At 61.4% G+C, this 23,770-nt stretch carries 23 protein-coding genes and 1 pseudogene; 7 read left to right on the top strand and 17 right to left on the bottom strand.

Annotated features, from left to right (window positions below; genetic code table 11):
• Position 1: 1 nt before the first annotated feature.
• Together ACFWYE_RS00345 and ACFWYE_RS00340 are read left to right on the top strand one after the other, a co-directional pair.
• Positions 2 to 709, top strand: a complete 708-nt coding sequence (locus tag ACFWYE_RS00345; RefSeq protein WP_379108897.1) for an ABC transporter ATP-binding protein — start codon at positions 2 to 4, stop codon at positions 707 to 709.
• Positions 706 to 1,914 (top strand): ABC transporter permease, encoded by a 1,209-nt coding sequence (locus tag ACFWYE_RS00340; protein ID WP_379108895.1) that lies wholly within the window; start codon positions 706 to 708, stop codon positions 1,912 to 1,914. Before ACFWYE_RS00345 ends, ACFWYE_RS00340 begins: the two co-directional genes overlap by 4 nt.
• A 6-nt stretch (positions 1,915 to 1,920) precedes the next feature.
• Here the strand turns inward: ACFWYE_RS00340 and ACFWYE_RS00335 are convergent, their stop codons facing one another.
• From ACFWYE_RS00335 to ACFWYE_RS00325, 3 genes are all read right to left on the bottom strand, one after another.
• Complete coding sequence (locus ACFWYE_RS00335) at positions 1,921 to 2,337, bottom strand: cupin domain-containing protein (protein WP_379108893.1); 417 nt, start codon at positions 2,335 to 2,337, stop codon at positions 1,921 to 1,923.
• 132 nt (positions 2,338 to 2,469) lie between these two features.
• The gene (locus ACFWYE_RS00330; RefSeq protein ID WP_379069522.1) at positions 2,470 to 3,183 is read right to left on the bottom strand and encodes a hypothetical protein; all 714 of its coding nucleotides are present in this window, start codon (positions 3,181 to 3,183) and stop codon (positions 2,470 to 2,472) included.
• A gap of 2 nt (positions 3,184 to 3,185) precedes the next feature.
• Positions 3,186 to 4,295: an endonuclease/exonuclease/phosphatase family protein gene (locus ACFWYE_RS00325; protein WP_379069520.1), complete on the bottom strand. Its 1,110-nt coding sequence runs from the start codon at positions 4,293 to 4,295 to the stop codon at positions 3,186 to 3,188.
• Positions 4,296 to 4,483: 188 nt separating this feature from the next.
• Here ACFWYE_RS00325 and ACFWYE_RS00320 point away from each other — a divergent pair, with 188 nt between their 5' ends.
• Positions 4,484 to 5,047, top strand: coding sequence for a BA14K family protein (locus ACFWYE_RS00320; protein WP_379108891.1), 564 nt, complete (start codon positions 4,484 to 4,486; stop codon positions 5,045 to 5,047).
• A 341-nt stretch (positions 5,048 to 5,388) separates the two neighbouring features.
• On the opposite strand, the gene ilvC is transcribed toward ACFWYE_RS00320, so the two are convergent.
• The 8 genes and pseudogenes from ilvC to ACFWYE_RS00280 form a co-directional block, all read right to left on the bottom strand.
• Positions 5,389 to 6,408: a ketol-acid reductoisomerase gene (ilvC, locus tag ACFWYE_RS00315; RefSeq protein WP_129414460.1), complete on the bottom strand. Its 1,020-nt coding sequence runs from the start codon at positions 6,406 to 6,408 to the stop codon at positions 5,389 to 5,391.
• A 4-nt stretch (positions 6,409 to 6,412) separates the two neighbouring features.
• The gene (locus ACFWYE_RS00310; protein WP_379108889.1) at positions 6,413 to 7,102 is read right to left on the bottom strand and encodes a TetR/AcrR family transcriptional regulator; all 690 of its coding nucleotides are present in this window, start codon (positions 7,100 to 7,102) and stop codon (positions 6,413 to 6,415) included.
• Positions 7,103 to 7,272: 170 nt separating this feature from the next.
• The gene (locus ACFWYE_RS00305) at positions 7,273 to 7,851 is read right to left on the bottom strand and encodes a hypothetical protein (RefSeq protein ID WP_379108887.1); all 579 of its coding nucleotides are present in this window, start codon (positions 7,849 to 7,851) and stop codon (positions 7,273 to 7,275) included.
• 70 nt (positions 7,852 to 7,921) lie between these two features.
• Positions 7,922 to 8,837, bottom strand: a pseudogene (locus tag ACFWYE_RS00300) (LysR family transcriptional regulator).
• Between the two features lie 101 nt (positions 8,838 to 8,938).
• Positions 8,939 to 10,195: an FAD-dependent oxidoreductase gene (locus ACFWYE_RS00295; RefSeq protein WP_379108885.1), complete on the bottom strand. Its 1,257-nt coding sequence runs from the start codon at positions 10,193 to 10,195 to the stop codon at positions 8,939 to 8,941.
• A gap of 6 nt (positions 10,196 to 10,201) precedes the next feature.
• Positions 10,202 to 11,056 (bottom strand): alpha/beta hydrolase family protein, encoded by an 855-nt coding sequence (locus ACFWYE_RS00290; protein WP_379108883.1) that lies wholly within the window; start codon positions 11,054 to 11,056, stop codon positions 10,202 to 10,204.
• A 153-nt stretch (positions 11,057 to 11,209) separates the two neighbouring features.
• A complete protein-coding gene (locus ACFWYE_RS00285) occupies positions 11,210 to 13,129 on the bottom strand; it encodes a potassium transporter Kup (protein ID WP_379069506.1) in 1,920 nt (639 codons plus the stop codon).
• 106 nt (positions 13,130 to 13,235) lie between these two features.
• Positions 13,236 to 13,976, bottom strand: coding sequence for a pyridoxine 5'-phosphate synthase (locus tag ACFWYE_RS00280; RefSeq protein ID WP_379108881.1), 741 nt, complete (start codon positions 13,974 to 13,976; stop codon positions 13,236 to 13,238).
• Between the two features lie 120 nt (positions 13,977 to 14,096).
• Here ACFWYE_RS00280 and ACFWYE_RS00275 point away from each other — a divergent pair, with 120 nt between their 5' ends.
• Complete coding sequence (locus ACFWYE_RS00275; protein ID WP_379108880.1) at positions 14,097 to 14,993, top strand: hypothetical protein; 897 nt, start codon at positions 14,097 to 14,099, stop codon at positions 14,991 to 14,993.
• 24 nt (positions 14,994 to 15,017) lie between these two features.
• On the opposite strand, the gene ACFWYE_RS00270 is transcribed toward ACFWYE_RS00275, so the two are convergent.
• The gene (locus ACFWYE_RS00270; RefSeq protein WP_379108878.1) at positions 15,018 to 16,145 is read right to left on the bottom strand and encodes an ATP-dependent RecD-like DNA helicase; all 1,128 of its coding nucleotides are present in this window, start codon (positions 16,143 to 16,145) and stop codon (positions 15,018 to 15,020) included.
• 67 nt (positions 16,146 to 16,212) lie between these two features.
• Positions 16,213 to 17,097: a LysR family transcriptional regulator gene (locus tag ACFWYE_RS00265; protein ID WP_379069497.1), complete on the bottom strand. Its 885-nt coding sequence runs from the start codon at positions 17,095 to 17,097 to the stop codon at positions 16,213 to 16,215.
• A 314-nt stretch (positions 17,098 to 17,411) separates the two neighbouring features.
• Between ACFWYE_RS00265 and ACFWYE_RS00260 the strand changes: the two genes are divergently transcribed.
• Together ACFWYE_RS00260 and ACFWYE_RS00255 are read left to right on the top strand one after the other, a co-directional pair.
• Positions 17,412 to 18,698: an SDR family oxidoreductase gene (locus tag ACFWYE_RS00260; RefSeq protein ID WP_379108876.1), complete on the top strand. Its 1,287-nt coding sequence runs from the start codon at positions 17,412 to 17,414 to the stop codon at positions 18,696 to 18,698.
• 3 nt (positions 18,699 to 18,701) lie between these two features.
• Positions 18,702 to 19,175 carry a DUF2269 family protein gene (locus tag ACFWYE_RS00255; protein WP_379069491.1) on the top strand — a complete coding sequence of 158 codons (474 nt, stop codon included), beginning with the start codon at positions 18,702 to 18,704 and terminating at the stop codon, positions 19,173 to 19,175.
• A 71-nt stretch (positions 19,176 to 19,246) separates the two neighbouring features.
• Here the strand turns inward: ACFWYE_RS00255 and ACFWYE_RS00250 are convergent, their stop codons facing one another.
• The 4 genes from ACFWYE_RS00250 to ACFWYE_RS00235 form a co-directional block, all read right to left on the bottom strand.
• Positions 19,247 to 19,795, bottom strand: a complete 549-nt coding sequence (locus ACFWYE_RS00250) for an NADPH-dependent FMN reductase (RefSeq protein WP_379069488.1) — start codon at positions 19,793 to 19,795, stop codon at positions 19,247 to 19,249.
• A gap of 463 nt (positions 19,796 to 20,258) precedes the next feature.
• Positions 20,259 to 21,512, bottom strand: a complete 1,254-nt coding sequence (locus ACFWYE_RS00245) for an MFS transporter (RefSeq protein WP_379108875.1) — start codon at positions 21,510 to 21,512, stop codon at positions 20,259 to 20,261.
• Positions 21,513 to 21,524: 12 nt separating this feature from the next.
• Positions 21,525 to 21,719, bottom strand: coding sequence for a hypothetical protein (locus ACFWYE_RS00240; protein ID WP_379069482.1), 195 nt, complete (start codon positions 21,717 to 21,719; stop codon positions 21,525 to 21,527).
• A gap of 71 nt (positions 21,720 to 21,790) precedes the next feature.
• Positions 21,791 to 22,402 (bottom strand): TetR/AcrR family transcriptional regulator, encoded by a 612-nt coding sequence (locus ACFWYE_RS00235; RefSeq protein WP_379069479.1) that lies wholly within the window; start codon positions 22,400 to 22,402, stop codon positions 21,791 to 21,793.
• A 186-nt stretch (positions 22,403 to 22,588) separates the two neighbouring features.
• Here ACFWYE_RS00235 and ACFWYE_RS00230 point away from each other — a divergent pair, with 186 nt between their 5' ends.
• The gene (locus ACFWYE_RS00230) at positions 22,589 to 23,746 is read left to right on the top strand and encodes an efflux RND transporter periplasmic adaptor subunit (protein WP_379108874.1); all 1,158 of its coding nucleotides are present in this window, start codon (positions 22,589 to 22,591) and stop codon (positions 23,744 to 23,746) included.
• The last annotated feature ends 24 nt before the right edge of the window (positions 23,747 to 23,770 follow it).

Genomic DNA, 23,770 nt, shown 5'->3' with positions numbered 1-23,770 from the left:
CATGCGTGCGGCTCCCCTGATAAACTTCGACAAGGTCTGGAAAACCTATGGCGAAGGCGAGGCTCGGGTAAATGCCCTGGCCGGCATAGATCTCGCCATTCCGCGCGGGGAATTCGTCGCCATCATGGGCCCTTCCGGCTCCGGAAAATCCACGGCTATGAACATTGTCGGCTGCCTCGATACGCCGACAGCCGGCACCTACAGCTTCATGGATGTCGATGCCGGCAGGCTCGATCGTGGTCGCCGAGCCACCTTGCGCAACCTGCATATCGGCTTCGTCTTCCAGGGCTACAACCTTCTGCCGCGCACGACGGCCGTCGAGAATGTCGAACTGCCGCTGATCTATCGCGGCGTCGCCCATAACGAGCGCCGCCAGCTTGCCATGCAGGCCCTGGCAGAGGTCGGGCTGACCGGGCGCGAACACCATACGCCGGCCGAGCTCTCCGGCGGCCAGCAGCAGCGTGTGGCGATTGCCCGTGCCATCGTCAGCCGCCCGACCCTTCTGGTGGCCGACGAACCGACCGGCAACCTCGACACTGCCCGCAGCCACGAGATCATGGACCTGCTCACCCGGCTGAACCAGGAGCTCGGCCTGACCATCGTCATGGTCACGCACGAGCCCGATATCGCCGCTTACGCCGGCAGGACCATCCGTTTCCTCGATGGCCATATTGCTTCCGACGCGACGACCATGGAGGCGACCCCATGATCTGGGAAACCATTCGTCTGGCGCTGCGCTCGGTGCGCCGCAATGCATTGCGCTCTTTCCTCACCTTGCTCGGCATCGTCATTGGCGTCGCCGCCGTCATCGCCATGCTGACCATCGGCTCCGGCACGACGCAGAAGGTCAAGGCAGACATCTCCAAGCTGGGATCGAACCTGCTCGTGGTGCGTTCCGGCCGCTTCAATGGCCCCAGAAGCTCCGATTCCGTTGCACGACCACTTGAGGAAAAGGATGCTGAGGCGCTGTCCAGGCAATTGTCCGGCGCGCGTGCGATCGCCCCCGCAGCACAGAAGCAGGTTCGCGCCGTCTTCGGCACGGAAAGCCTGGTCACGGCAGTGACCGGAACCGAGAGCGGCTTCCTCGATGCCCGCGACTGGAAACTCGCCTCCGGCCGCACTTTTTCCGAATCAGAGACCCGCTCGGGCACGGGCGTGTGCCTGATCGGCGAGACGGTGCGGCAGCAATTCTTCGGTGCCGGCGACCCGGTCGGCGAGGCAATCCGTGTCAACCAGATGAGCTGCCAGGTGATCGGCCTGCTCGAGGCAAAGGGTTATACCGGTTTCGGCCAGGACCAGGACAACGTCGTGCTGATGCCGCTGCATGCCTTCCAGCGGCGCATTGCCGGCAACTGCAATGTCGACAACATCTATGTCGCCGCCGACGAAGCGACGCCGACATCGGTGCTTCTGCCGCGTGTCGAGGGCATGCTGCGCGATGCGAGGCGTGTGCCGCCGGATGGCGAAAACGACTTCGACATCCGCGACATGACGCAGATCGCCGACACGATGGCGAGCGCCACCGCGACCATGACCGGCATGCTGGGCGCCGTCGCCGGTGTAAGCCTGCTGGTCGGCGGCATCGGCATCATGAATATCATGCTGGTCTCGGTCACCGAACGCACCCGCGAGATCGGCATCCGGCTCGCCATTGGAGCGCATGAACGTCACATCCTCATCCAGTTCCTGGTCGAGGCCACGGTGCTGTCCCTGCTCGGCGGCATCATCGGCATCCTTATAGGCCTGTCCCTGGCCGGACTGGCAGCCGTGACGATGTCTATCCCCTTCTCGCCGAGCCCTGCGGTCATCCTGCTCGCAGTCGGTTTCTCGGCCCTGATCGGCATGGTGTTCGGTTTTTTCCCGGCCTTGCGCGGCGCGAGGCTGGACCCGATCGAAGCGTTGCGGCACGAATAGCAGAAGCTATTTTTGCAGCAGCGTGTTCGCGGTCCCTTCCTCGACCTGGTCGATGACCAACAGCTTGACCGGATCGGCGCCCAGATTGACGGCCTGATGCCAGGTATCGATCATTTCGACGATGAAATCGCCGGCCTGGTAGGTTTTGCTTTGGCCTGTCTCGACATTGGTCACCTGCAAGGTGCCGCCCTGAACATAGGCGTAGCGGGCCGACGGATGCTTGTGCACCGGTAAGGTAGCGCCGCTCGGAATCTCATAGGCCGAGACCAGAACCTGCACGTTTTTCTGCGGCAGAACGATCGGTTGCCCGCTGGCGGTGGTCGTGGCCCAGGCCAACGGCTTTACGACCACCTTGGCGCCGGTGTTACCGCTGTCGAGAGCGCCCGCAGCACCGCTCAAGGACATTGCTGCCAGCGCGACCATGCTGGACAAAAGGCGCCTTCGAACAATCTGCATGATCATGATCTCCTTCTGGAACAGCCGGGCAAAATCGCCGACGCCAACCAGTGACGTAACGATATCCCGGTAGCAAGGATTGTCTGACGCGCAGTGAACTCAGGTGAAATGCCAGCGTGCGACAGCAGCGAGATGATTGAGCGTTCCTTCGGGCAGATCACGTGCAGAACGGACGATCACCGGACCTTCGATCTCCGGTTCGACCTCAGAGGCGACGAAGGCTCGTATCCGGTCAGCCACGGTTTCGGCAGCCTCGTCGAGATAATAACGGCGAAACAGCATGGTCGAGCCGTTGATCGAATGCAGATGGTAGCCCGGCTCACATGGCGTATGGGTCAAGTCGAGCCCGGTCTCTTCCATAACCTCGCGATGCATGTTGCCCACCGTGTCGGCGCGGCCATCAATAAAATCTTCGGGTTCAAAGGAACCCGCCGCGAAATAGACACGGCCGGCATTGGCCGTGTGCGGCCCCATGCGCACCGCAATCAATGCACCGTCGCCTGCCACCAATGCGGCCTGCGCAAAACAATGTTCAATGTCCGGGCTGCCCTTATTCTTGCGCCAGTAGAGCATCGTTGCGAACCGCGCCACGTGGCAGCGGCCAATCAGTTCACCCCGACTGTTGAGCTTCAACTCCGACGGCAGCGTCAAGGTGCCATCATAAAGACGCGGATTGGCAGCGTGCTCCCGCCGCCAGTTCTCTTCGATGAGCACCATGTTCTCGAGTTCGAACGGATGCGGTTCGGGGTCGAGGCGCACATCCACCGAGGCAACGGGCACAATGGTGCCGCGCGGAATCTCGAAGCGAGCCATTCTCAGACGAGATCCAGCGTGACCGCCACCGGACAATGGTCGGAAGCCTTGGGCCTGTCCCATCCGATGCGTGGAAAACGCTCGATCTCCTGGCCGGGCGGGAATGGCGTGCGCCAGGGCTGTCCGTTGCGGATGATGTCGGGAATGGCCGCATTGCGCGCGGCCATGCCTTTCGACAGCAGGATGTAGTCGAGCTGGCAGAGGTGCCGTTCCTGGGGCCCACGCGTATGGTAGAGCGTCCAGCGATCAATTTCAGGACGTCGCTCGACGATGTTCTCGGCAAAACCATCTGCCAGGAAAACGTTCAGGCAGGATTCGGTCTCCGCCACCGGCTGGAAATTGTAGCCACCATAGGCATCGCCACCGATCAGCACGCGGTGACGATAGTCGTTCATGTCGCCGCAGATCGCCCAGCGCTTGGCAGCGGCATGCTCGGCGCCGAAACGCTGCTCGATGATGCGGCGCACCGCCTGGGCTTCCGCATTGCGCAGCGGCATCGTGGCGGCACGGCCGTCGAGCCCGTTGCGCGGCGGCCCCATCGACTTGAAATGCACCAGATAGAGCGTCAGTGGCACGCCACCGACCGTAACATCGATCTCCAGGCAATCGCGCCGAAAAATGCGCTCATTGGCTTCATAGCCGAGCGCCGCAAGCTCCGGCGTGAACAGGCCGAATTGCTCGAAGGTGACATAGGCATGGCTGGTCATGCGCACGAAGTCGATCGGCTGGCCATGCGCGGTTTCGGTCCGCATCATCACGGCGACATCGATGCCGCGTGAATCGTTGCCATCGGTGGTGTATTTCTGGCGATAGCCCTCACCCACCATCTTGAACAGATAGCCGTATTCGAAGGCTTTCAACGCCTCGATATTGTCCACTTCCTGCAGGCAGATGATGTCAGCCCGTGTCGCGGCGATAGCCAGTGCCGTGAGCTGCCTGGTATCGTCTGAATGGGCGATCACCCGCGCCTGTTCGAGCTGCCGGTACTCGGCCTCGCTGCGGATATCGAAGAGCGCCAGCGTGCGATCCTCGTTGAGCTGATTGCGATAGCCCGAAAAATCGAACCTGTTCATCAGGTTCTCGACATTGAAGGTGGCGAGGCGCAGCGACATGATCCGAGCTTTGCCTGCAAGCCGCACCAAAGACAAGGCTGAACCTGTTCGATAACGGGACGCGACAAGCCGTTTGGAATAGTTGATGAAACCTTTCCATTCATCGCCCGTTCATGGATCGAAGCCCATTGTCGCGTCCTCCCTCGGAATCCAAGGGCGCGGAGGCCTGTGTTTCATTGGAGAGTGTTATGAAACGGCTCATCAACTTTCGTACCGGGCTCGTGACGCTCGGCCTGCTTGTCGGCCTTGCTACGCCGGCCCTTTCCGTTCCGATGCCAGCACCTGCTGTACCCGCAGCAAACGCCGACATCGTAAAAGTTCGCGACAGTTGGGCCGGCGGCAATGATCGCGGCAGTACCAGCTATGAATGGCGACGTGGCTGGCGCGGCGATCGCGCCTGGCGAGGAGATGGCTGGCGCGGCCGCCATTGGCGTGGCGACGGCTGGCGTGGCGACGGCTGGCGTGGTGATCGCGGTTGGCGTCGCGGCTGGCGGGACGACGGTTGGCGCTATCGTCACCACCGTCGCGGCTGGAACAATTCGGGTGTCTACCTGGGCCTCGGCCTTCTCGGCTCCGGGCTGCTCTATGACGACTATTACTATCGGCCGCGCCCGCGCATCTATCGCGCACCTCGCGCATCCGGCCACGTGCAGTGGTGTTATTCGCGCTATCGTTCGTACCGGGCCTGGGACAACACCTTCCAGCCCAACTACGGACCGCGCCGGCAGTGCGTATCGCCTTACCGCTACTGAGACGCAGATCGCTCAAATGACCGAGCCGGCGCGGCCCCCCGCCGCGCCGGCTCTCGCACCGCCACCGGAAGCCCCCCGCGGGACCGGTCGCATCGGTACGGAACTGTTGGCTTCCCGGTCACCATCCGGGCTTGGCCACCCCGGCACACCCATTTCAGGATCTTGCTGCCGCCAACCAGCGACAAGCGACCTTCATGCCAGGTGGAACCGTGCCGGAATGGCACATGAAAAAGGCCGGCGAAGTGATTCGCCGGCCTGGATTTTTGCGACTGAACATTACTTGAGGATGTCGTCGCGAAGCATCCTGCGCTCCGCACCGGTGCGGAGTGGTCGGTAAGGCCTCAGTTCTTGGCCTTGTCGACCAGCTTGTTCTTCGAGATCCACGGCATCATGCCACGCAGTTTCTCGCCGACCTGTTCGATCGGATGCTCGTCGTTGAGACGACGGGTTGCCTTGAAGCGAGCGAGACCGGAACGATATTCCTGCATCCACTCCGACGTGAACTTGCCGGTCTGGATGTCGGTGAGCACGCGCTTCATCTCAGCCTTGGTCTCGGCGGTGATGATACGCGGGCCCGAAACGTACTCGCCCCACTCGGCGGTGTTCGAGATCGAGTAGTTCATGTTGGCGATGCCGCCTTCATAGATCAGGTCGACGATCAGCTTCACTTCGTGCAGGCACTCGAAATAAGCCATTTCCGGCGCATAGCCGGCTTCCACCAGCGTCTCGAAACCGGCACGGATCAATTCGACCAGACCGCCGCACAGAACCACCTGCTCGCCGAACAGATCGGTCTCGCATTCCTCACGGAAATTGGTCTCGATGATGCCCGAGCGGCCACCGCCGACGCCGCAGGCGTAGGACAGCGCAAGGTCGAGCGCGTTGCCCGATGGGTCCTGATGGACGGCAACAAGGCAGGGCACGCCGCCACCCTTCTGATATTCGCCGCGCACGGTGTGGCCCGGGCCCTTCGGCGCAACCATCAGCACGTCAACGGTTGCCTTCGGCTCGATCAGGCCGAAATGCACGTTAAGGCCGTGCGCGAAAGCAATGGCGGCACCGTCGCGGATGTTCGGAGCGATCTCGTTCTTGTAGATGTCGGCCTGCAGTTCATCAGGCGTTGCCATCATCATCAGGTCGGCCCATTTGGCGGCTTCCGCAACGGTGAGCACCTTGAGACCGTCAGCCTCGACCTTTTTGGCGGTGGGCGAACCAGCCTTGAGACCGATGGCGATTTCCTTGACGCCGGACTCCTTGAGATTCAGCGCATGGGCACGGCCCTGCGAACCGTAGCCAATGACGGCGACCTTCTTGCCCTTGATCAGGTTCAGATCGGCATCACGATCGTAATAGACACGCATTTGTTCAGTCCTTCCCGTTGAAGTCAGAGGCCTTGCGGCCGGGGTTTTGCCCGTAAAGAGCGAGAAACTGCTGGGTGGCACGCGCCGCGTCGGTTTCGATGGTGGCTTCGGTCAGACCAGGCCAATCACCGAGCAAGAGACGGATCTGCACGTCGCGCGCGACCAGTCCGAAAAAAGTACGAAAGGCGGTCTCGGCATCCTCGAAAACAAGAAGCCCTGCCCGCCTGCCGGCATCGAGCACCGGCTTCAGACGCTTGGCGAGTGCAAAGCGGCCGTTTTCGAGAACGATGGCGCCAAGGTTATCCTTGCCTGAACCGGCATGACTGACCGCAACGCGGTTCAGCGCGATCGACGTGTCACTGGCAATCACCTTCAGCCAATCCCGTGCGTAGCCTTCCAGGCTTTCCACCAGGGAAATCAGATCGGGATTACCCTGGTCGACCGGAGTGACCCGCACTTTCGACGCCTGCCAGCGCACGGTCGCGGTGAGCAACCCGTCGCGATCGCCGAACCATTTGTAGAGCGTTTCCTTGGAGCAGGAGGCGCGCCGCGCCACCGTCGTCATGGAAAGGTTGTCGCCCTCTTCAACGAGAAGCCGCAAAACGGTGTCCAGCACGTCCTTCTGGCGATCAGTCAGCGCGTCGGGTTGCGCATTCTGCGCCTCCGCTCCGCCCTGATTGGTGTCCGTTTCCATCGTCGATCGTCGCCGTACCGTACGTTACGGTTCGGCTTTAACAACCGAAACCGACGTCGTCAATCCCGCTCGAGGAGAATTGGCAGCCCAGCACGAATGTTTGACGCTACCGTAAGGCGCGCCGTAGCACCAACCTCTCCCATGCTTGCGAAAATACGGCTTTCGAGCATTCAGGATGGGAGGCATCGGCTCCATAATGTTGGAAAACCTGTCTCGGCGTTGATCTCCAACAGCGCATTGGGAGACATAAGTATCAAAATGCTGGTTTGATTTGCCCGCCTGAAAAAGTCCTTAGCTTGAAGCTCCCCAAACATCTCAATTTGTTTTTCAACATCATATCGCACGTTATATGCAAAACCATCTTTAAATATATAAATGACTCGGATGTCTGATTTGCTTTTTCTTAAACTATCCTTAAATATCATTTCGAATGAATAACCATTTATTCTTTTGAAGAGACCGCCGAAATCAGAGCAATTTTTTTTGAAATCTACTTCCGACCCGGGAGCCCTTGCGCTGGCGTCCAGCCAAGCCCCCTCAATCATGGACATCAACCGTTCATGGTTGCCCTGTCTCCACATCTGCTGAGAGGGGATGAGATTCGGAACGATAAGGAAATTTTTGCGATTTTTTATAAACTCGTCATAAAGTGACGATGCATTCGCTGCATTAATGAAATTAAACACAAATATCGCAGATATTAATGCAATAAATTTCCACAGAACAAATCCTGAGATATAAATCTTCATTGCAAATCCCCTCCATCTATTGCGAGATATTACAATAAAAATCTTACAAATTCCAGTATAAATTCATACATCAAATTAACTTAACCCTCCGAACAAGAAAATCAAGAAAGGCACGCACACGTGCCGGCAACACACCACCTTGTCCGACATAGACCGCGTGGATCGGCTCGACCTCGCCTGGGCTGTAGTCTTCCAGCAGCGGCACAAGGCGGCCAGCGTCAAGGTCTTCTTCCATGTGGAAACGGGCTGTGCGAGCAATACCCACGCCGGCAATGGCCAGCCGTCTCATCGTATCGCCATCGCTGACCAGCGCGTTGCCCTGCGGCGCGATGCGCACCACCTGCCCGTTTTCATCGAGGAATGGCCAGCCTTCGATCAAACGGGGAAAACCAAAACCGAGCAGATTGTGGCTGGCAAGGTCAGCCGGCGTTCGTGGCGTGCCGGCACGCTCCAGATAGACCGGCGAAGCCACCACCATTGCCTTGCTTTCCCCGAGCTTGCGCGCAATCAGGCTGGAATTGGCAAGGGGACCGACGCGGATCGCCACGTCGGCGTGTTCCTGCAGCAGATCCACCACCACGTCGGAAACAACGAGGTCGAGCACGATCTCGGGATAGAGCGCCAGGAACTCCGGTACGATCGGAGTGAGCATCCATTGCGAGAAGGCAGTATTGCAATTGACCCTCAGGCGCCCCCCGCGGCACTGCGCCTGCGGCGGCTTCGCGTTCGGCGCCATCGACGTCAGCCAGAATACGCACGCAACGCTCGTAGAAAATATTGCCTTCCGCAGTCAGCGCCAACTTGCGGGTAGACCGGTTGAACAGGCGGGCACCAAGTCTCACCTCCAGCCGCGCGATCAGCTTGCTGACAGCGGAAGGCGAGAGCCTGAGCGCCCTGGCCGCCGGCGAAAAGCCGCATAAGCCCACCACGCGAACAAACACATCCATTTCGCCGAGGCGGTTGGTGTCGATGCGGGAGGACGCCATGTTTTTGTGAAATCAGTTCATGAATGGTTTGCTTGACGGCAACCTAGTTCATGACAGCCAACCTGTCCATTTTGCAGTGCCCCAGCATAAACAAAGCCCTGTCACGATCCTGCCTTCGCAGCAGTCAGGCCAAGCCTGGTCCAGTCCTGTTCGGTCAAGCCGATCAACCGGAACGGGTCGACCATCGTTCCGGCCACCATCGAGCCCAGCAGTTGCGGCATGGGCGGCATGCGAGCCGCGATGGCGACCAGCCGGTCGCGCATGAACGGCAGAAACACCGAATCCGACTGGTAGAAGGGCGTGAACATCAGGGAAAGCATCTGGAAGATGCGCACGTGACGCCGCCGTGTGCTGGCATAAGACGCGAGTGCATCCTCGATGTGGCTGCACGTCTTCAGCGCGTGGTTCAACGCGGCGGCATCGAGCAACGCCATATTGGCGCCCTGACCAAGCTGCGGGCTCGTTGAATGCGCGGCGTCACCGATGACGGCCAACCGCCGCCCAGTTGGGCGCTTAAGGGTATGGTGGCCATACCGAGCGAGCGTCAGCTGGTCGAAACTGTCGATCTGCGCGAGGTAGGATGCGCACTCCGGCCACAACGCAAGCACCCGCTCCTTCCATGCCTCCAGCCCTCTCGCTTGTATAACCTCGGCCTCGGCCGGCTTGAGGCTCCAGAAGAAAGCCGCCATCTTCTCGCCGCCAAGGCTTGAGCGACCGATCGGCAACACGCCAATCATGACCGAGGCACGATCATAGCGCTGGGTGAGTGCGTGTTCGTCGAAGCCCTCGCCGCGCCAGCCGAGAGAAGCCCAGAACGCACCATAGGCGAGCGGACGCGGTTCCGCCGGCGTCGCAGCATGGTGCCGCAACTTCGAGCGGGAGCCGGAAGCATCGACAATCAGGTCGAAGGGGCCGATCCTGCGCCCGTTGTCTCCAACCAGGTGGGCCTGCTGATCAATTTCCAGCGTTGCCAGCTCGACGCCGGTCTCGATGCCGATGTTGGCATCGTCCACCGCACGATGGAGCACGCCGAACAGAGCCGCGCGATGCACGGCGAGGCCGAAGCGTCCACCCGGCCGGGCGTTGTAACGCACATCGAGTACCGTGCGGCCGCTCGCGGCGTCGGCGCCGTGCAGGCGTTCAATGCGGTTGCCAAGCGCAAGGATGGCATCCAGCAGGCCGAGATCGGCAAGCACTGTCAGCCCCGTCGGCTGCAGGATCAGGCCGGAGCCGACAGGCGACGGCTCCCTGAAGCGCTCGAAGATGGTGACGCGGTGACCCGCGCGATGAAGATAAAGCGCCGCGGCGAGCCCTGCCGGACCGCTACCGGCGATCGCAATGTCGAGAGGCAAACCCATGCGTGGCTACAGCGTCTTGGAGAACCAGTCGGCGGTCTTGGCAATGACCGGCTCGACGCCGCTGCTGAAGAAGCTGAGCGCATGGTAGATGTGATCTTCGCCCGGCAGCACCAGGGCCTCCTTGGGATTTGCCGCCGAAGACGCCACGAAAGGCTCGACATAGGCTCCAGAAAAATCGGCATCGCCAGCGATGGCGAGATAGGCGCCGCAATAACGGGCAATGGCCGGTGCGAGCGGGAACCGGTCGAGGCTATCGAAGAAATCCTTCTTCAACACCAGTTGGTGATCGCCGAAGTCGATGACGGCGACCCCCCTGCTGGCAGCCTTGTCGAAAGCCGTTTGGCCAACGTCACCCACCATGTCCTTGTGGAAATCGCCGACCGACGACCAGGTCGCCAGCGACTTGACGGTAGCCGGCAGACGGTCCGCGGCCAGGATGGCAATGCCGCCGCCAAGGCTGAATCCGAGCACGCCCAACCGCGCCGCATCGATGCGTTGATTGCCCTTCAGGAAGGCGAGACCGCTGAGTGCATCCTGCAGCTGGCTGTCGACCGTCAGGTCTTCTGCATTGCCGTTGCTTTCGCCGAAGCCGCGGAAATCGATGCGCATCGAGCCGATACCTGTGGCGGCAAGAGCCTCCGCCTCGCGCTTGTATATGGAAGCAACCTCATCGCGGCTGCCGGCAAAGCCGTGCAGCATCAACACCGCAGGCACCCTGCCGGCGCCATCCGGCAGGTTGAGCGTACCCACGATGCCGTTTTCCAAAGTCACCACCGTTTCACCGGCGATGGCGTTGAATGGCCAGACGGCCGTGACGATAACGCCAACCAGAACCGCACAGCGTTTGAACAAGGCGTGCATGGTAACCCTCGTGGAAACACGACCGAGAGTTGTCGCTCCGGCTGCGACTGTCAACGCGGTGATCCGTCGCCCCGATGTCTTAGGCTGGATGATCGACTGCGCCTACTGATCGCGGCCCTGAAGGCCGCGACCTCGGTCACGGCCTGACCATCCTTAGATCGTCACCTGCGTACCGACTTCGACGACACGACCTGTCGGGATCTGGAAGTATTCGGTCGCGTCGGCGGCGGTACGCGCCAGGCCGATGAACAGCCTGTCCTGCCACAACGGCATGCCCGAATTTGGCGAAGCCTTCAGCGACCGACGCGACAGGAAGAACGACGTCGTCATGATATCGAACTTCCAGCCCTGCTTGCGGCATATCGCCAGCGCCTTCGGGATGTTGGGCTGCTCCATGTAGCCGAAGGTCAACGAAACCCGCATGAACAGCTCGTTGATGGCCTCCATCTTGACGCGTTCGCTGTCAGGCACGACCGGTTGCGGCGCCGTCACCACAGACAGGATGACGTTCTGCTCGTGCAGCACCTTGTAGTGCTTGAGGCTGTGCATGAGCGCGGTCGGCGCACTCAGCGGATCGCTGGTCAGGAACACGGCCGTACCGGCAACCACCTGCGGCTTTTTCTTCAGCAGATTGCCGGCGAGGAAATCGAGCGGGATCTCGTTGCGGCGCGTCTTTTCGAAGAGATAGCGACTGCCGCGCACCCAGGTCCACATCACCAGCACCACCGAGAATGCAACAGCAAGCGAAGCCCAGCCGCCTTCGAACACCTTGACGATGTTGGAGACGAAGAAGCCGACATCGATGAACGCAAATAGCGCCGTCAGCGCCACGGCGACACCGAGGTGCCATTTCCAGATACGCGTCATGATCACGAACAGCAGTACGGTCGTGACCAGCATGTTGCCGGTCACGGAAATACCATAGGCTGAGGCCAGCGAGCTCGACTGCTGGAAGCCGACAACCAGCAACATGACCACGATCGCCAGGATGAAATTCACGCGCGGCATGTAGATCTGGCCAGACTGTTTCTCGGACGTATGCTGGATCTCAAGACGCGGCAGCATGTTGAGCTGCACGGCCTGGCGGGTCAGCGAAAAAGCACCCGAAATCACCGCCTGGCTGGCGATGACGGTCGCGGCGGTCGCAAGCACCACCATCGGGATCAGCGCCCAGCCTTCGTTCATTTCGAAGAACGGATGGCCAATTTCTCCACCTCGCGCCAACACATAGGCAGCCTGCCCGGCGTAATTGAGCAGCAGACTGGGGAAGACGACCCAGAGCCAGGCAAGCACAATCGGCTTGCGGCCAAAATGACCGAGGTCGGCATAAAGCGCTTCCGCGCCCGTCACCGCCAGGAAGATCGCACCCACGGTGACGAAGGCAACGCCCGGTGAATTGATGAGGAAATGCACGATGTAATACGGATTGATCGCCAGCAGGACTTCCGGATCGTCGATGATGTGGACGATGCCGGAAACACCAATCGCAAGGAACCAGAGTGCGGTGATCGGCCCGAAGATCAGGGCAACGCTGCCGGTGCCGAACCGCTGCACCGAAAACAGGATCGCCAGGATCACCAGCGTCAGCGGCACGACATAGGGATCAAACGCCGGGGTGACCACCTTCATGCCTTCGACGGCCGACAGCACCGAGATTGCCGGCGTGATGACGGCATCGCCGTAGAAAAGCGAAGCACCGACCATGCCGATGCCAAGCACGATTGCAGAGCGCTTCTGAAACGTGGCGCGCGCCAGCGCCATCAGCGACAGCGTGCCGCCCTCGCCGCGGTTGTCGGCGCGCAGCACGAACATGATGTATTTGATGGTGACGATGATGGTCAGCGCCCAGATCACCAGTGACAGGACGCCGAGCACATCCTCGCGCTTGGACAGTTCGCTGCCGGACGCAGCGACCAGCGCTTCGCGGAAAGCATAGATCGGGCTCGTACCGATATCGCCATAGACGACACCGAGAGCACCCAGCATCAACACCTTGGTGCTGTGCTGCTCAACCCCTGAATGCTCGGGCAGTTCGGTTCCTTCAGCCTCAGCGCCATGGTTGGCAGCGGCCATCGGTGACACTCCGTTTCAAGCGCGCGGTGCTCTACGCTTGCCGCAATGCAATATCAAGTGCCCCGGCGTCATGACGCTGACATTCGCGGGTTCGAACAAATCGCCTCTACCACCCGCACGCCTTCAGGAACCGCCCTATCGTGCCTGCCATGCCATACTCCAGCGCATCGGCTGTCAAGCCATGTCCGATCGAGACTTCCGCCAGCGCCGGGATGCGCTTCACCAAGGGCGGCAAATTGGACACCACCAGATCGTGCCCGGCATTGACCTGGAGCCCGGCAGCCATCGCCGCATCCGCCGTTTTTCCTAGCCTTTCCAATTCCTTGGCTGCTTTTTCCGAATCGGAATGGTAACCGCCGTAGGGGCCGGTATAGAGCTCGATGCGATCAGCACCGATATCACGCGCCACTGTTGCACCGGAGGGATCGGGATCAGAAAACAGGGAAACGCGGAAACCGCCCTTCTTCAGACGTCTGACGATGGGTTCAAGAAAATCAGCCTGCTCGACAAAGTTCCAGCCATGATCCGAGGTCGCCTGTGCAGGATCGTCCGGCACCAAAGTCACCTGCTCGGGCTGGTTCTTTTCCACAAGCTCGAGAAAATCCTCGGTCGGGTAACCTTCGATATTGAACTCGGCCCGGGGAAACTCGTCGTCGATCAGCGCGCGAAGCTCCGGCAAATCGGCATGACGGGTATGACGTTCATCGGGCCGCGGATGCACGGTCAGGCCATGCGCACCGGCTGCAAGCGCAACGCGACCGAGACCCGTCACACTTGGCCAAGGCAGATCACGACGGTTGCGCAGCAACGCGATGGCATTGAGGTTCACGGAAAGCTTGGCGGGCATGGTCGGCCTTGAGGCGGTTGCGGGCGGCAGAACCTATAGCCCAGCGCTGGCGAAACCAACATCCTTTTCGGCTGTTCCAGCCTTCCGCTTTCGATTGCGTGCTCGGGCTGGATAGGCAAGATGAGCAGCATCTCAAGGATTCCCATGCCGACACTGCGCATTCTCGATTCGCTTTCCGATCCCGGCAACGCGGCTCGCCGCAATGAGGATATCGCCGGTGGCAACGCCGCTTGCGCTTTCGTCATCGATGGCGCCACGGGGCTCGGCGGCAAGCTCCTGCTCGACGCCACGTCTGACGCCGCTTGGCTTGCTGTCTTTGCGGCACAGGCTTTCGAAGCGGAAATCCACATGACCAACCCGATCGCCGATGTGGTGCGCAACGTGAACATGCGTGTCCGGCAAAGAATCGTCGAAGTCGCCGCCGGGGACACGTTGGAAACCTGGGCTCTGCCGACAGCGAGCTTTCAACTGGTGCGCATGGAAGGCCGGGAATTGGCTGTCTACGGTCTCGGCGATTGCCGGCTGTTCCTGGCTGGCGCGGATGGCACGGCGTTCGAGACCAATGGAGACTACAGCAAGGCGGAAAGCGAAGGTGCGCGCCGCGCCGTGGCACAAGCTGGCGGCCTGGCCGCCTGGCGCTCGCTTGCCGAGGAGCCTGTGGTGCGTGAAGCCCTGCGTCGGTCGCGGGCGCGCCACAACCAGCCCGGCGGCGCAGTGTGGACGCTGGGCAGCGCGCCGGACGCCGCCGCCCATCTTTCCATCCGCCGGTTCGGCCCTGCCCTGCCGGCACGCGGACTTTTGTGCACTGACGGTTTTTCCGCTCTGGCAGACAAATATGGGCGATATGACGGCGCCGGATTGATCCGGACCGCCGGAGAACACGGTCTGCACGAGTTGATGAAAGAGCTGCGCCGCATCGAACGCGACGAGGATCCCGACGGGCAGCAATATCCACGCTTCAAGGTAAGCGACGATGCAACGGCAGTGTTATTCGAAATCGTTGCCTGGCCAGCGTGAGGTGGCCGCACGTCGGTCCTCAGGTCAGCGCACAACCGTCAGTCGCTCTGCAGCACGGGTGATGGCGGTATAAAGCCAGCGCTGACGTGTCTCTTTGAAGGCGAAGCTCTCGTCGAACAGCACGACCTCGTTCCACTGCGAACCCTGTGCCTTGTGCACGGTGAGCGCATAACCGAAGTCGAAATCGTCGAAGCGTTTCTTCTGCTGCCAGGAAATCTCCTCTTCCGGATTCTCGAAAGCCACCTTGAGCAGTTTGATCTTGGCGACTCCGCGATCGGGATCGTCCTCTTCCGGCGAGACCAGCAGATTGATACCCGGTTTCACCGTCTCGCGCGAAGATGTCATCACCTTCCATAGAGAACCGTTGAGCAGCCCCTTCGCCGGATCGTTGCGCAGGCAGACCAGCTTGTCGCCGGCCTGTGGGTAGTCTGCGGTAAAACCCTTCAGTTCGCGCAGGCGCTGGTTATAGCGCCGCCTGGTCTGATTGCGTCCGACCAGCACCTGATCGGCCTTCAACACAAGATCCTGGTTGACCTCCTCGCGGCCGATGACCTGGGCGGCGCCATAATCACCACGCATGAACTCACGCCCCTCGCGCACGTCGAGTGCCAGTCGGATGATCGGGTTGTCGCGCGCCTGGCGATGGATCTCCGTGAGCAGATAGTCCGGTTCATGCTCGGTGAAGAAGCCGCCACCGGAGATTGGCGGCAGCTGCGCCGGATCGCCCAGCACCAGCACCGGCGTACCGAAGGACAGCAGATCGCGTCCGAGCTGCTCGTCCACCATCGAGCACTCGTCGATGATCACCAGCGCCGCCTTGGCGATCGGGCTCTGGCGGTTGAGCGAAAAGGTCGGGTTTATCGAGGTCTTGCCGGTGGTTTCGTCCTCCACGGCCTCTTCGCCGCGCGGGCGATAGATCAGCGAATGGATGGTGCGGGCATTGACCGCTCCCTTTGAACGGAGCACCTGCGCGGCCTTGCCGGTGAAAGCCGCGAACTGCACCTGGCCATCGACATGCTCGGCAAAATAACGCGCCAGCGTCGTCTTGCCGGTGCCCGCATAGCCGAACAGACGAAAGACCTGCGGCTGGCCGACTTTCAGCCAGCGTGTAACCGCCTTCAGCGCCTCATCCTGTTGGGGTGAAAGTTCCATGGCCGAGACAAAGGAGATTCTGTCGCTAACGGCAAGACCCCATTGGTCACATAGCTGCCACCGGAGACTACTTTGCCAGTCTCTCGAAAGCCTTCACGGTTTCGCGCAGCCCCCGGTCGCGCAGCTTGTCCGTGCGCAGCACCATGGCCAGAGTACGCGAAAGCGGCGGCGACAGCTGCCTGATGCCGAAACGCCTGGCGTCCCGCTCGTTGTCCACGGCCTGCCGGGGAAGGATCGCACAGCCGAGCCCCGCCGCCACCAGTTCCTTGATTGCCTCGACGCTGCCCAGCGACATCGCAGGCTTCATGCGGATACCCGCCGCCGCGAACCAGCCCTCGACGAGACGGTAGGCATTGCCGCCGGTCTCGAACAATACGAGTTGCAAGGCGGAAAGGGTTTCGGGTGTCGTTTCGACCGGTATCGGCGCGCCGGAGGCAAAAACCGCGACGAATTCGTCCTCGACCAGAGGCCTGATGTCGAGCGAACGGCCGGAGACCGGCAAGGTCACAAGTCCGATGTCGATACGGTTTTCCTGCACGGCCTCGACGATCGCCGCCGCATTGCCGGTGTTCACCGTGATCTCCATTGTGGGAAAGCGTTCCCGCAACGCTTTCAACGCCGGTGGCAGCAGATGAATGCTGGCCGTGGCGCCGGTGCCGATGCGAACACGGCCAGGCTGGTTGCTGGCATGACCCGCCATCGCGTCCAGCGCGGCATCTGCCGCGGCACCAATACGTTCGGCGTGCAAGGAAAGCTCGATGCCCGCTGCCGTCGGCTGTGCCTTGCGACCTATGCGCTCGATCAGCCTCACCCCAAGCCGTCTCTCCAGCTCCCGCACTTGCAGGCTGATCGCAGGTTGCGTCAGCCCCTGCTTTCGAGCGGCGGCCGAAAAGCTGCCCAGTTCGACAACATCGAGAAGGGTTTGCAATTGGTCCAGATTTAACCCGCGCATGCAAAGAAATTCTAATGCTTTGTATCAGCTATGCAAGAATTCCTTTGCAGGCTGCATCCCGCGATCATAGCGAACCACACCAGCCGGGATCGCCATGCCAGTCTGCACCATCATCCTCGAACTGGCGCGTTATCTCGCCCAGTCTCCATCGTCGCGGCTACGCCAGCGCGCGGCGCTGCGTGAGCTGGACGCGCATCTGTTGACGGATCTGGCGCTGACGAAGCGACAAGCGAGCGAGGCGCGCCTGTCAGCCGGGCAGCCGACGGGAAAAGCGCCCAACTGTACCGCACCGGGTGACCCGCTATCATACAGACATGCGTGTCTTGATTCTGGGTGGCAGCGGATTGATAGGCTCGGCCGTAACGCTAGCGCTGAAGCGGCGCGGTCACGAACTCGCGGCGATCGGGCGTGATATCGTTACCGCATCGCGACGCATGCCAGGTGTCGATTGGCGCAAGGCAGACATCGCCCGCCTTTCCAATGCCGAAGCATGGCTACCCTTGCTCAAGGGAATGGATGCCGTCGTCAATTGCGCAGGCGCTTTGCAAGACGGAGCTCGCGACGATGTAAAGGCATTGCAGGAAACCGCGATGCTCGCCCTTTATGATGCTTCGGTGAGGTCCGGCATCAAACTTGTGGTGCAGATTTCGGCTCGGACCGATGGGATCGCTGCAGCAACAGAATTTCTTGCCACCAAGCGAGAAGCTGACGAAGCACTGACACGGTCCGGTTTACCGTTCGTCATCCTGCGGCCCGCACTCGTCATCGGCCGCAATTGTTACGGCGGTTCATCGCTGCTGCGAGCGTTGGCCGCCTTTCCACTTGTAACACCGCTGGTGAATGCAGACGCACCGATCGAGGTGACTGCGCTGGACGACGTCACTCTCGCCGTGATCCTGGCGCTGGAGAACGGTATTCCTGCCGGCCGCGATCTGCATGTCGCCGCACCGCAGACCTTCACGCTGGCAGAGATCGTAGCGCGACACCGGGCGTGGCTTGGCCTGCCGACCGCATCTGTCCTGGCTGTCCCGATATTTGTTGCATCGGCGGTGTCGCGCCTGGCCGATGGGCTCGGCTGGCTTGGATGGCGCTCGCCCTTGCGATCGACAGCGATGGTCGCCGCGTCTGGTGGGGTGACCAGCACCGGCGACGTGAATTTGCCCTTCATCCCCAAAACGCTCGACGAAACCCTCCACGCCCAGCCCGCTGGAGCTCAGGATCTATGGTTCGCTCGGCTCTATCTCCTGAAGCCGCTGGTCATAGGCACGCTGTCACTGTTCTGGTTCGTCTCGGGCGTGGTGTCACTAACCCTTTTCGATGCCTCCAGCACTCATCTGACAAAAGTGGGTGTTCCTCTGGCGGGCGCTATGCTGCTCACCCTCGCGACCAGTCTTGCGGATATCGGGCTGGGGCTGGCTGCCGCCGCGCGACGCACGGTTCGCCCGGCTCTGCTTGGCATGATCGGCCTCTCGCTGTGTTATCTCGCGACTGCGTCCATGCTGGCACCTTCGCTCTGGCTCGACCCGCTCGGCGTTCTGGTGAAGGTCATTCCGCAGATCGTTCTGGCGGTTGTCGCGCTCGCCATCATCGAGGAACGCTGAGCAATGGTGGATCTTCTGCGGCTCGCCCATGTGCTTGGCGCCACGGTGCTGTTTGGCACGGGCCTGGGCATCGCATTCTTCATGGTCGTCGCGCACCGCAGCCTCAGGCCGGATTTGATTGCCCATGTCGCAGGCACGGTCGTCATAGCCGATACGATCTTCACGGCAACAGCTGTCATCCTGCAGCCAGTCACCGGCGCCCTTCTGGCCTACCAACTCGGCTGGTCGCTTTCCGAAGGCTGGATCGTTCTCTCGCTGGTTCTTTATGTCGTCACCGGACTATTCTGGTTACCGGTGGTGGTCATCCAAATTCGCTTGCGCGATCTCGCGCGGGAGGCTGCAGAGGCAGCGAGCCCGCTACCCGAACGGTATTACCGTCTATATCGAATCTGGTTCGCTTTCGGCTGGCCGGCCTTCGCCTGCGTTCTCGCCATATTCTGGCTCATGCTGACGAAACCATCGATCGCCTGGTTTTGACCAAGGCAACCCAGCCGAGACAAAAAAGGCCGGATCTTTCCTCCGGCCTTTTCTTTTCAGGGAGCCTGCCGCTACTTTTTGGCGTGCAGGGCGATGTGTTGCGCAAACGCCTTGCCGAATGCGATGAGGAAATCCTTGGTACCCTGGTTGGTCAGGTTGCCGGCCTCGTCGAACAAGCTGGCAGCTCCACCGATATAGGCTTCGGGCTGTCCCATCACCGGCATGTTGAGGAAGGCGAGCGACTGGCGCAGGTGATGGTTGGAGCCGAAGCCGCCGATAGCACCGATCGAGGTGGAGATGATCGCCGCCGGCTTGCCGTTCAGTGCGCCCTGGCCGTAGGGGCGCGAGGCGACGTCGACAGCATTCTTCAACACGCCCGGAACAGAACGGTTGTATTCGGCGGTTGCAAACAGCACGGCATCGGCATCGGCGATGTGTTTGCGGAAGGCCACCCAATCGGCCGGCGGATTTGTGTCGAGATCCTGATTGTAAAAGGAAACGGCGCCGATATCGAGGAAGTCGAATTCAAGACCCGGCGTCAGTGCAGCAAGCGCCTTGGCGATCTTGCGGTTGAAAGAGTCCTTGCGCAGGCTGCCGACGAGTACGGCCACTTTGGTCATGGAAATATCCCTTGAGACAATGGTTAGAGACGCTCCCAACGCCGGAAGCCGCCAGATATCCCTGGTGGCCATATGATCCCCTCGGCCGGCGCCAAGCGGTCGCCGAATAGTTCATATCACCTGATGCGGCAATTCAATGTTTTGAGAACAGTGCGTCACCTGTTCGGCGGTGACCTGCTGCCCTTTGTCGAAGAGCGACGGATGCGCAGCCCCTCCGAAGCGCAGAGATACTGAATATTGATGCAGACTGGAAAGCGGTGACCGTTCCGGCCGCACGCCGGACAAAGGAAAGCCCGTCTGCTACTTTTGTAGGCATATGCCTGCAGACGGGCCTGCCCCCGCACGATGAATCATCCCCGTACGCATAGAGCAAGGATGACGATATCGCTTTGATCAGGCAAAGGAATTGTACTTTGTGGCAATGCCCCTACGAAAGTGCAAGCCGCCAAGCGTAAGCGTTGCGCTACTCTGGCCTTGCCGCTTCGCCCGAAAGGCTGGCCGCCACCCCGCGCAGGCCCGGCATGCCGAGCGCAGCAAGCGCGCATGACGACAGCAAAGCCGAACAGGCGACCAACACGGCGGTCGCACCGAAAGTGTCCAACGCCACCCCGGCAATGAGGGCTGCCGCCGGCGCGCCCAGCAGCACCAGGCTCAGCGAGATGCCGATGACGTTGGCGCGCAGGTCCTTCGGCACACTCGATTGCAACAGGGTGGCAAAGACCGGCGACAGCGGTCCGGCGGCAACGCCCAGCATGGCGCCCGAGGCGATCATGATCGGCACCGACCGGCCAAACAGCAGCAGGGCGACGCCAGCGGCGAGCCCGGCAAAGGCGGTAGAAAAGATGCCACGCAGCGACGGCGCCTGGCTGGCGAAGGCCAGGGCGACATTGGAGGCGATCGCGCCGGCGGCGGCCGCAGACAAGAACATGCCGAGCAATGCAGCCGACCTGCCTTCCGTGCGCAGGATCGCCGGCAGGGCAATGCCTTCGACCGCGACGAAGATGCTCGTACCGATGCCAGCCAGGATCAGCGCCGAACGCAGCGTCGGCTGGCCGAAGATGAAGCTGAGCCCGGCTTTCATCTGGCCGAGCGTCGAGCCGGCGATACGGCGCAGCCGGAAGCGCGGCACACTGACGGCGACCAGAATGGCGGCCAGAAGATTGATGGCAGCGATAACCCACAACAAAACCGTCGTGCTGGCGACGGCGACCAGGAAAGCCGCGATCGCCGGCCCGGCGATCGCCGCGCCGTTGTCGATGAGGTCGTCTATGGCGTTGGCGCGGATCAGGGGCAGACGCGCCAGCCTGGCGATCTCGGGCACACGCGCCTCGATGGCGATGCCGCCCGGCCCGTCGAGAATGGCGCCGAGCAAGGCAAGGCTTGCCAGCAATCCAATGGTAAGCAGGCCGGCGTCATACGCTGCGGCCGCGGCGATGGCGGCAACAGTCCCCATCGCCACCGAAAGCAGCGCCATCCGGCGGATACCGACCTTCTCGGCGATGATGCCGCCCAAGGCCGAGCCGAAGATGGCCGGAAACAGCGTCAGTGCCGCGATGATGCCCATCCAGCTGGCATTGCCCGAGAGGTCGTAGACCAGCCAGGGATAGACCACCGCGGTGATCGCGTTGGCGAGATTAACGGTGATGCTGGCAAATTGGAGCCCGGTATAAGGCCAGATCGTGCGCGCCAGCCGCAGTGCCTTTTGGTCGTCGGCCATGATGATGAACGTTTATTGTTTGTCCTGTGCGGCGGCGTCATGCTTCGGCGCTTTCTCGGGCACGAAATAGAGCAGCCAGATCAGCCAGGAGAGGTAGATGTACTCCCAGGCGCTGGCCTGCCCGCTGAAGGCCGCCATCACGTCGGGAAGCTTGTAAAGGCCGATGAAGCCGAGAAAACCCAGCCACCAGCGTTTCTGCATCTGCATCGTCGTTTCTTTCCAAAACCGGATGCGACTTGCGGCTTTTCCAATGCTGGAAGCCGCCTTGATCGCCGACTTCAGCTCGTCGGCGCCGCGCCTGGCCGCAGGAAGCGCGTGATCAGGAGCCGCAGCATCGGCCGCTGCTCCAAGGGGTTGAAACCGGGGTCGATGGCAACCCGGCTGAAGACGCCGTCGATGAGTGCCGCGATCCAACGGGCACTGTCGGCAGGGTCAAGCGACGGATCGACCTGCCCCCGGGCGGCAGCATTGCGCAACAGCGTGTTCAGCGCCGTCTGCAATTCGTTGTCGTTCTTGGTGACAAGCTTGCCGATCCCTTCGTCACGCATTGCCTCGGCCGCGATCTCGAGCGCCAGCTTGAGATAGGTCGGGTCGGAAGCGAGCTCGAGCACGATGTCCATGAAGTCGAGCAGTTCGGCAAACAGGTCCGCCGACTGAATGGTGCCCTCGAAATAGTCGGCGGTCTGGCGTCGCTCCTCCTCCACGATGGCGGCGATGATCGCCTGCTTGTTCGGGAAATAATAGAAAAGATTGCCGGGGCTCATGCCGGCTTCGGCGCAGATTTCCGCGGTCGAGGTACGGTGGAATCCCTTGCGCGCGAAACAGGCGACCGCCGCCTGTAAAATCTGCTGGCGCTTCGCTTCATGCCTCTCGGGATCAACCTTGCGCATTCCGCCTCAATTCCGCCTTTTTATTTCTAGACTACTCAGTCTAATAAATAGCGATATGGGCCATGTCAATGCCGAAATTAGCACATTTCGGCGCCTTGACACCCGATAGAGTCGTTTATTAGATCGACTAGTCTAATAAATAAGTGAGCGCGGCGGGGGACGCCGCAGATATAGGCGACAGTACCCATGCGTTACGTTTCTCGCTTTGTTCGGGCAGCGGTGGCATCTCTTTTCATCGGCGCAGCAGGCATCGGATCGCTGCAGGCCGAAGGCGCCGCGGCAGCCACGGCCGATTTCTCACAGCGCACCGTTTCCACCTTCATCGCGGAACGGCAGCCTGCCGAATGGACCTTGACCTTCACCGGGGTGCTGGTGGCGCGCGACGAGATCGCCGTGGGAACCGCCCTGCAGGACCAGCGCATCGCCGCGGTCGAAGTGGAAGTCGGCGAACACGTCAAGGCCGGCCAGGTGCTGGTCAGGCTGGAAACGGCGATGCTGGAAAACAAGCTGCGCGAATCGGACGGTCGTGTGGCGCGCAGCAAGGCCTCCCTTGCCCAGCAGGAAGCAACGCTGGCGCAGACCCAGTCGGCACTCGATCGTGCCGAACGGCTGCAAATGACCCGCACCATCTCACAGCAGACTTATGAGGACCGCGCTTCCGCCGTTGCAGTGGCCAAACAGGCTGTTGCCGTGCAGCGGGCGGAGAATGCCGAAGCGCAGGCGCAGCGTGCCGAAGCGGAGCGGCAACTCGAGCGCGCCGTCGTCCGCGCGCCCGCCGACGGCGTGGTCTCCGAGCGCCTGGCGCGTGCCGGTGCGCAGGCCGGTGCTGAACCGTTGATCCGCCTTATCCGCGACGGCGCGGTCGAATTCGCCGCCGAGGTTCCGGAGGCCGATCTGCCGGCGCTCGCCATCGGTCAGCCCGTCAGGGTGAGGCTCGCCGGCCGTACCGGAGAGATCGACGGCAAGGTGCGCATCGTTGCCCCGAAGATAGATCGCGAGACCCGACTGGGATCGGCACAAGTCACGCTCGACACCAGGGAGCCACTGTTTGTAGGCGCCTTCGGCAAGGCCGAAGTGATCTTCGCCAGGCGCGAGGCCATCGTCGTGGCCGACAGCGCGCTGGTCTACGGCCGTGGGACCGACGATTGCGCTGTCTTTGTCGTCAATGACGGCCGCGTGCAGCGCCGACCGGTCGAAACCGGCCTGCGCAAGAGCGGCAAGGTCGAGATCCGCGCCGGTCTTGAGCCCGGCGAACGCATCGTCGCCAAGGCCGGCGCGGCCCTGCGCGAAGGCGACGCCGTCACGGTCGTCGACCTGGTGCAGGCCGGCAGCGTGAAGAAATGACAGGCCCCGAAAATCGGAACCGAT

Source organism: Mesorhizobium sp. NPDC059025, from assembly GCF_042739655.1.
Taxonomy (GTDB): domain Bacteria; phylum Pseudomonadota; class Alphaproteobacteria; order Rhizobiales; family Rhizobiaceae; genus Mesorhizobium.
Note: the sequence above shows the minus strand (reverse complement) of the source record. Positions and strands in the feature narration are given on the sequence as shown.

Excerpts from the sequence above, each read along its gene's own strand:
- ACFWYE_RS00345 (WP_379108897.1), top strand. The coding sequence starts at position 2 with ATGCGTGCGGCTCCCCTGATAAACTTCGACAAGGTCTGGAAAACCTAT.
- ACFWYE_RS00340 (WP_379108895.1), top strand. The coding sequence starts at position 706 with ATGATCTGGGAAACCATTCGTCTGGCGCTGCGCTCGGTGCGCCGCAAT.
- ACFWYE_RS00335 (WP_379108893.1), bottom strand. The coding sequence starts at position 2,337 with ATGGTCGCGCTGGCAGCAATGTCCTTGAGCGGTGCTGCGGGCGCTCTC.
- ACFWYE_RS00330 (WP_379069522.1), bottom strand. The coding sequence starts at position 3,183 with ATGGCTCGCTTCGAGATTCCGCGCGGCACCATTGTGCCCGTTGCCTCG.
- ACFWYE_RS00325 (WP_379069520.1), bottom strand. The coding sequence starts at position 4,295 with ATGTCGCTGCGCCTCGCCACCTTCAATGTCGAGAACCTGATGAACAGG.
- ACFWYE_RS00320 (WP_379108891.1), top strand. The coding sequence starts at position 4,484 with ATGAAACGGCTCATCAACTTTCGTACCGGGCTCGTGACGCTCGGCCTG.
- ilvC (WP_129414460.1), bottom strand. The coding sequence starts at position 6,408 with ATGCGTGTCTATTACGATCGTGATGCCGATCTGAACCTGATCAAGGGC.
- ACFWYE_RS00310 (WP_379108889.1), bottom strand. The coding sequence starts at position 7,102 with ATGGAAACGGACACCAATCAGGGCGGAGCGGAGGCGCAGAATGCGCAA.
- ACFWYE_RS00305 (WP_379108887.1), bottom strand. The coding sequence starts at position 7,851 with ATGAAGATTTATATCTCAGGATTTGTTCTGTGGAAATTTATTGCATTA.
- ACFWYE_RS00295 (WP_379108885.1), bottom strand. The coding sequence starts at position 10,195 with ATGGGTTTGCCTCTCGACATTGCGATCGCCGGTAGCGGTCCGGCAGGG.
- ACFWYE_RS00290 (WP_379108883.1), bottom strand. The coding sequence starts at position 11,056 with ATGCACGCCTTGTTCAAACGCTGTGCGGTTCTGGTTGGCGTTATCGTC.
- ACFWYE_RS00285 (WP_379069506.1), bottom strand. The coding sequence starts at position 13,129 with ATGGCCGCTGCCAACCATGGCGCTGAGGCTGAAGGAACCGAACTGCCC.
- ACFWYE_RS00280 (WP_379108881.1), bottom strand. The coding sequence starts at position 13,976 with ATGCCCGCCAAGCTTTCCGTGAACCTCAATGCCATCGCGTTGCTGCGC.
- ACFWYE_RS00275 (WP_379108880.1), top strand. The coding sequence starts at position 14,097 with ATGAGCAGCATCTCAAGGATTCCCATGCCGACACTGCGCATTCTCGAT.
- ACFWYE_RS00270 (WP_379108878.1), bottom strand. The coding sequence starts at position 16,145 with ATGGAACTTTCACCCCAACAGGATGAGGCGCTGAAGGCGGTTACACGC.
- ACFWYE_RS00265 (WP_379069497.1), bottom strand. The coding sequence starts at position 17,097 with ATGCGCGGGTTAAATCTGGACCAATTGCAAACCCTTCTCGATGTTGTC.
- ACFWYE_RS00260 (WP_379108876.1), top strand. The coding sequence starts at position 17,412 with ATGCGTGTCTTGATTCTGGGTGGCAGCGGATTGATAGGCTCGGCCGTA.
- ACFWYE_RS00255 (WP_379069491.1), top strand. The coding sequence starts at position 18,702 with ATGGTGGATCTTCTGCGGCTCGCCCATGTGCTTGGCGCCACGGTGCTG.
- ACFWYE_RS00250 (WP_379069488.1), bottom strand. The coding sequence starts at position 19,795 with ATGACCAAAGTGGCCGTACTCGTCGGCAGCCTGCGCAAGGACTCTTTC.
- ACFWYE_RS00245 (WP_379108875.1), bottom strand. The coding sequence starts at position 21,512 with ATGGCCGACGACCAAAAGGCACTGCGGCTGGCGCGCACGATCTGGCCT.
- ACFWYE_RS00240 (WP_379069482.1), bottom strand. The coding sequence starts at position 21,719 with ATGCAGATGCAGAAACGCTGGTGGCTGGGTTTTCTCGGCTTCATCGGC.
- ACFWYE_RS00235 (WP_379069479.1), bottom strand. The coding sequence starts at position 22,402 with ATGCGCAAGGTTGATCCCGAGAGGCATGAAGCGAAGCGCCAGCAGATT.
- ACFWYE_RS00230 (WP_379108874.1), top strand. The coding sequence starts at position 22,589 with ATGCGTTACGTTTCTCGCTTTGTTCGGGCAGCGGTGGCATCTCTTTTC.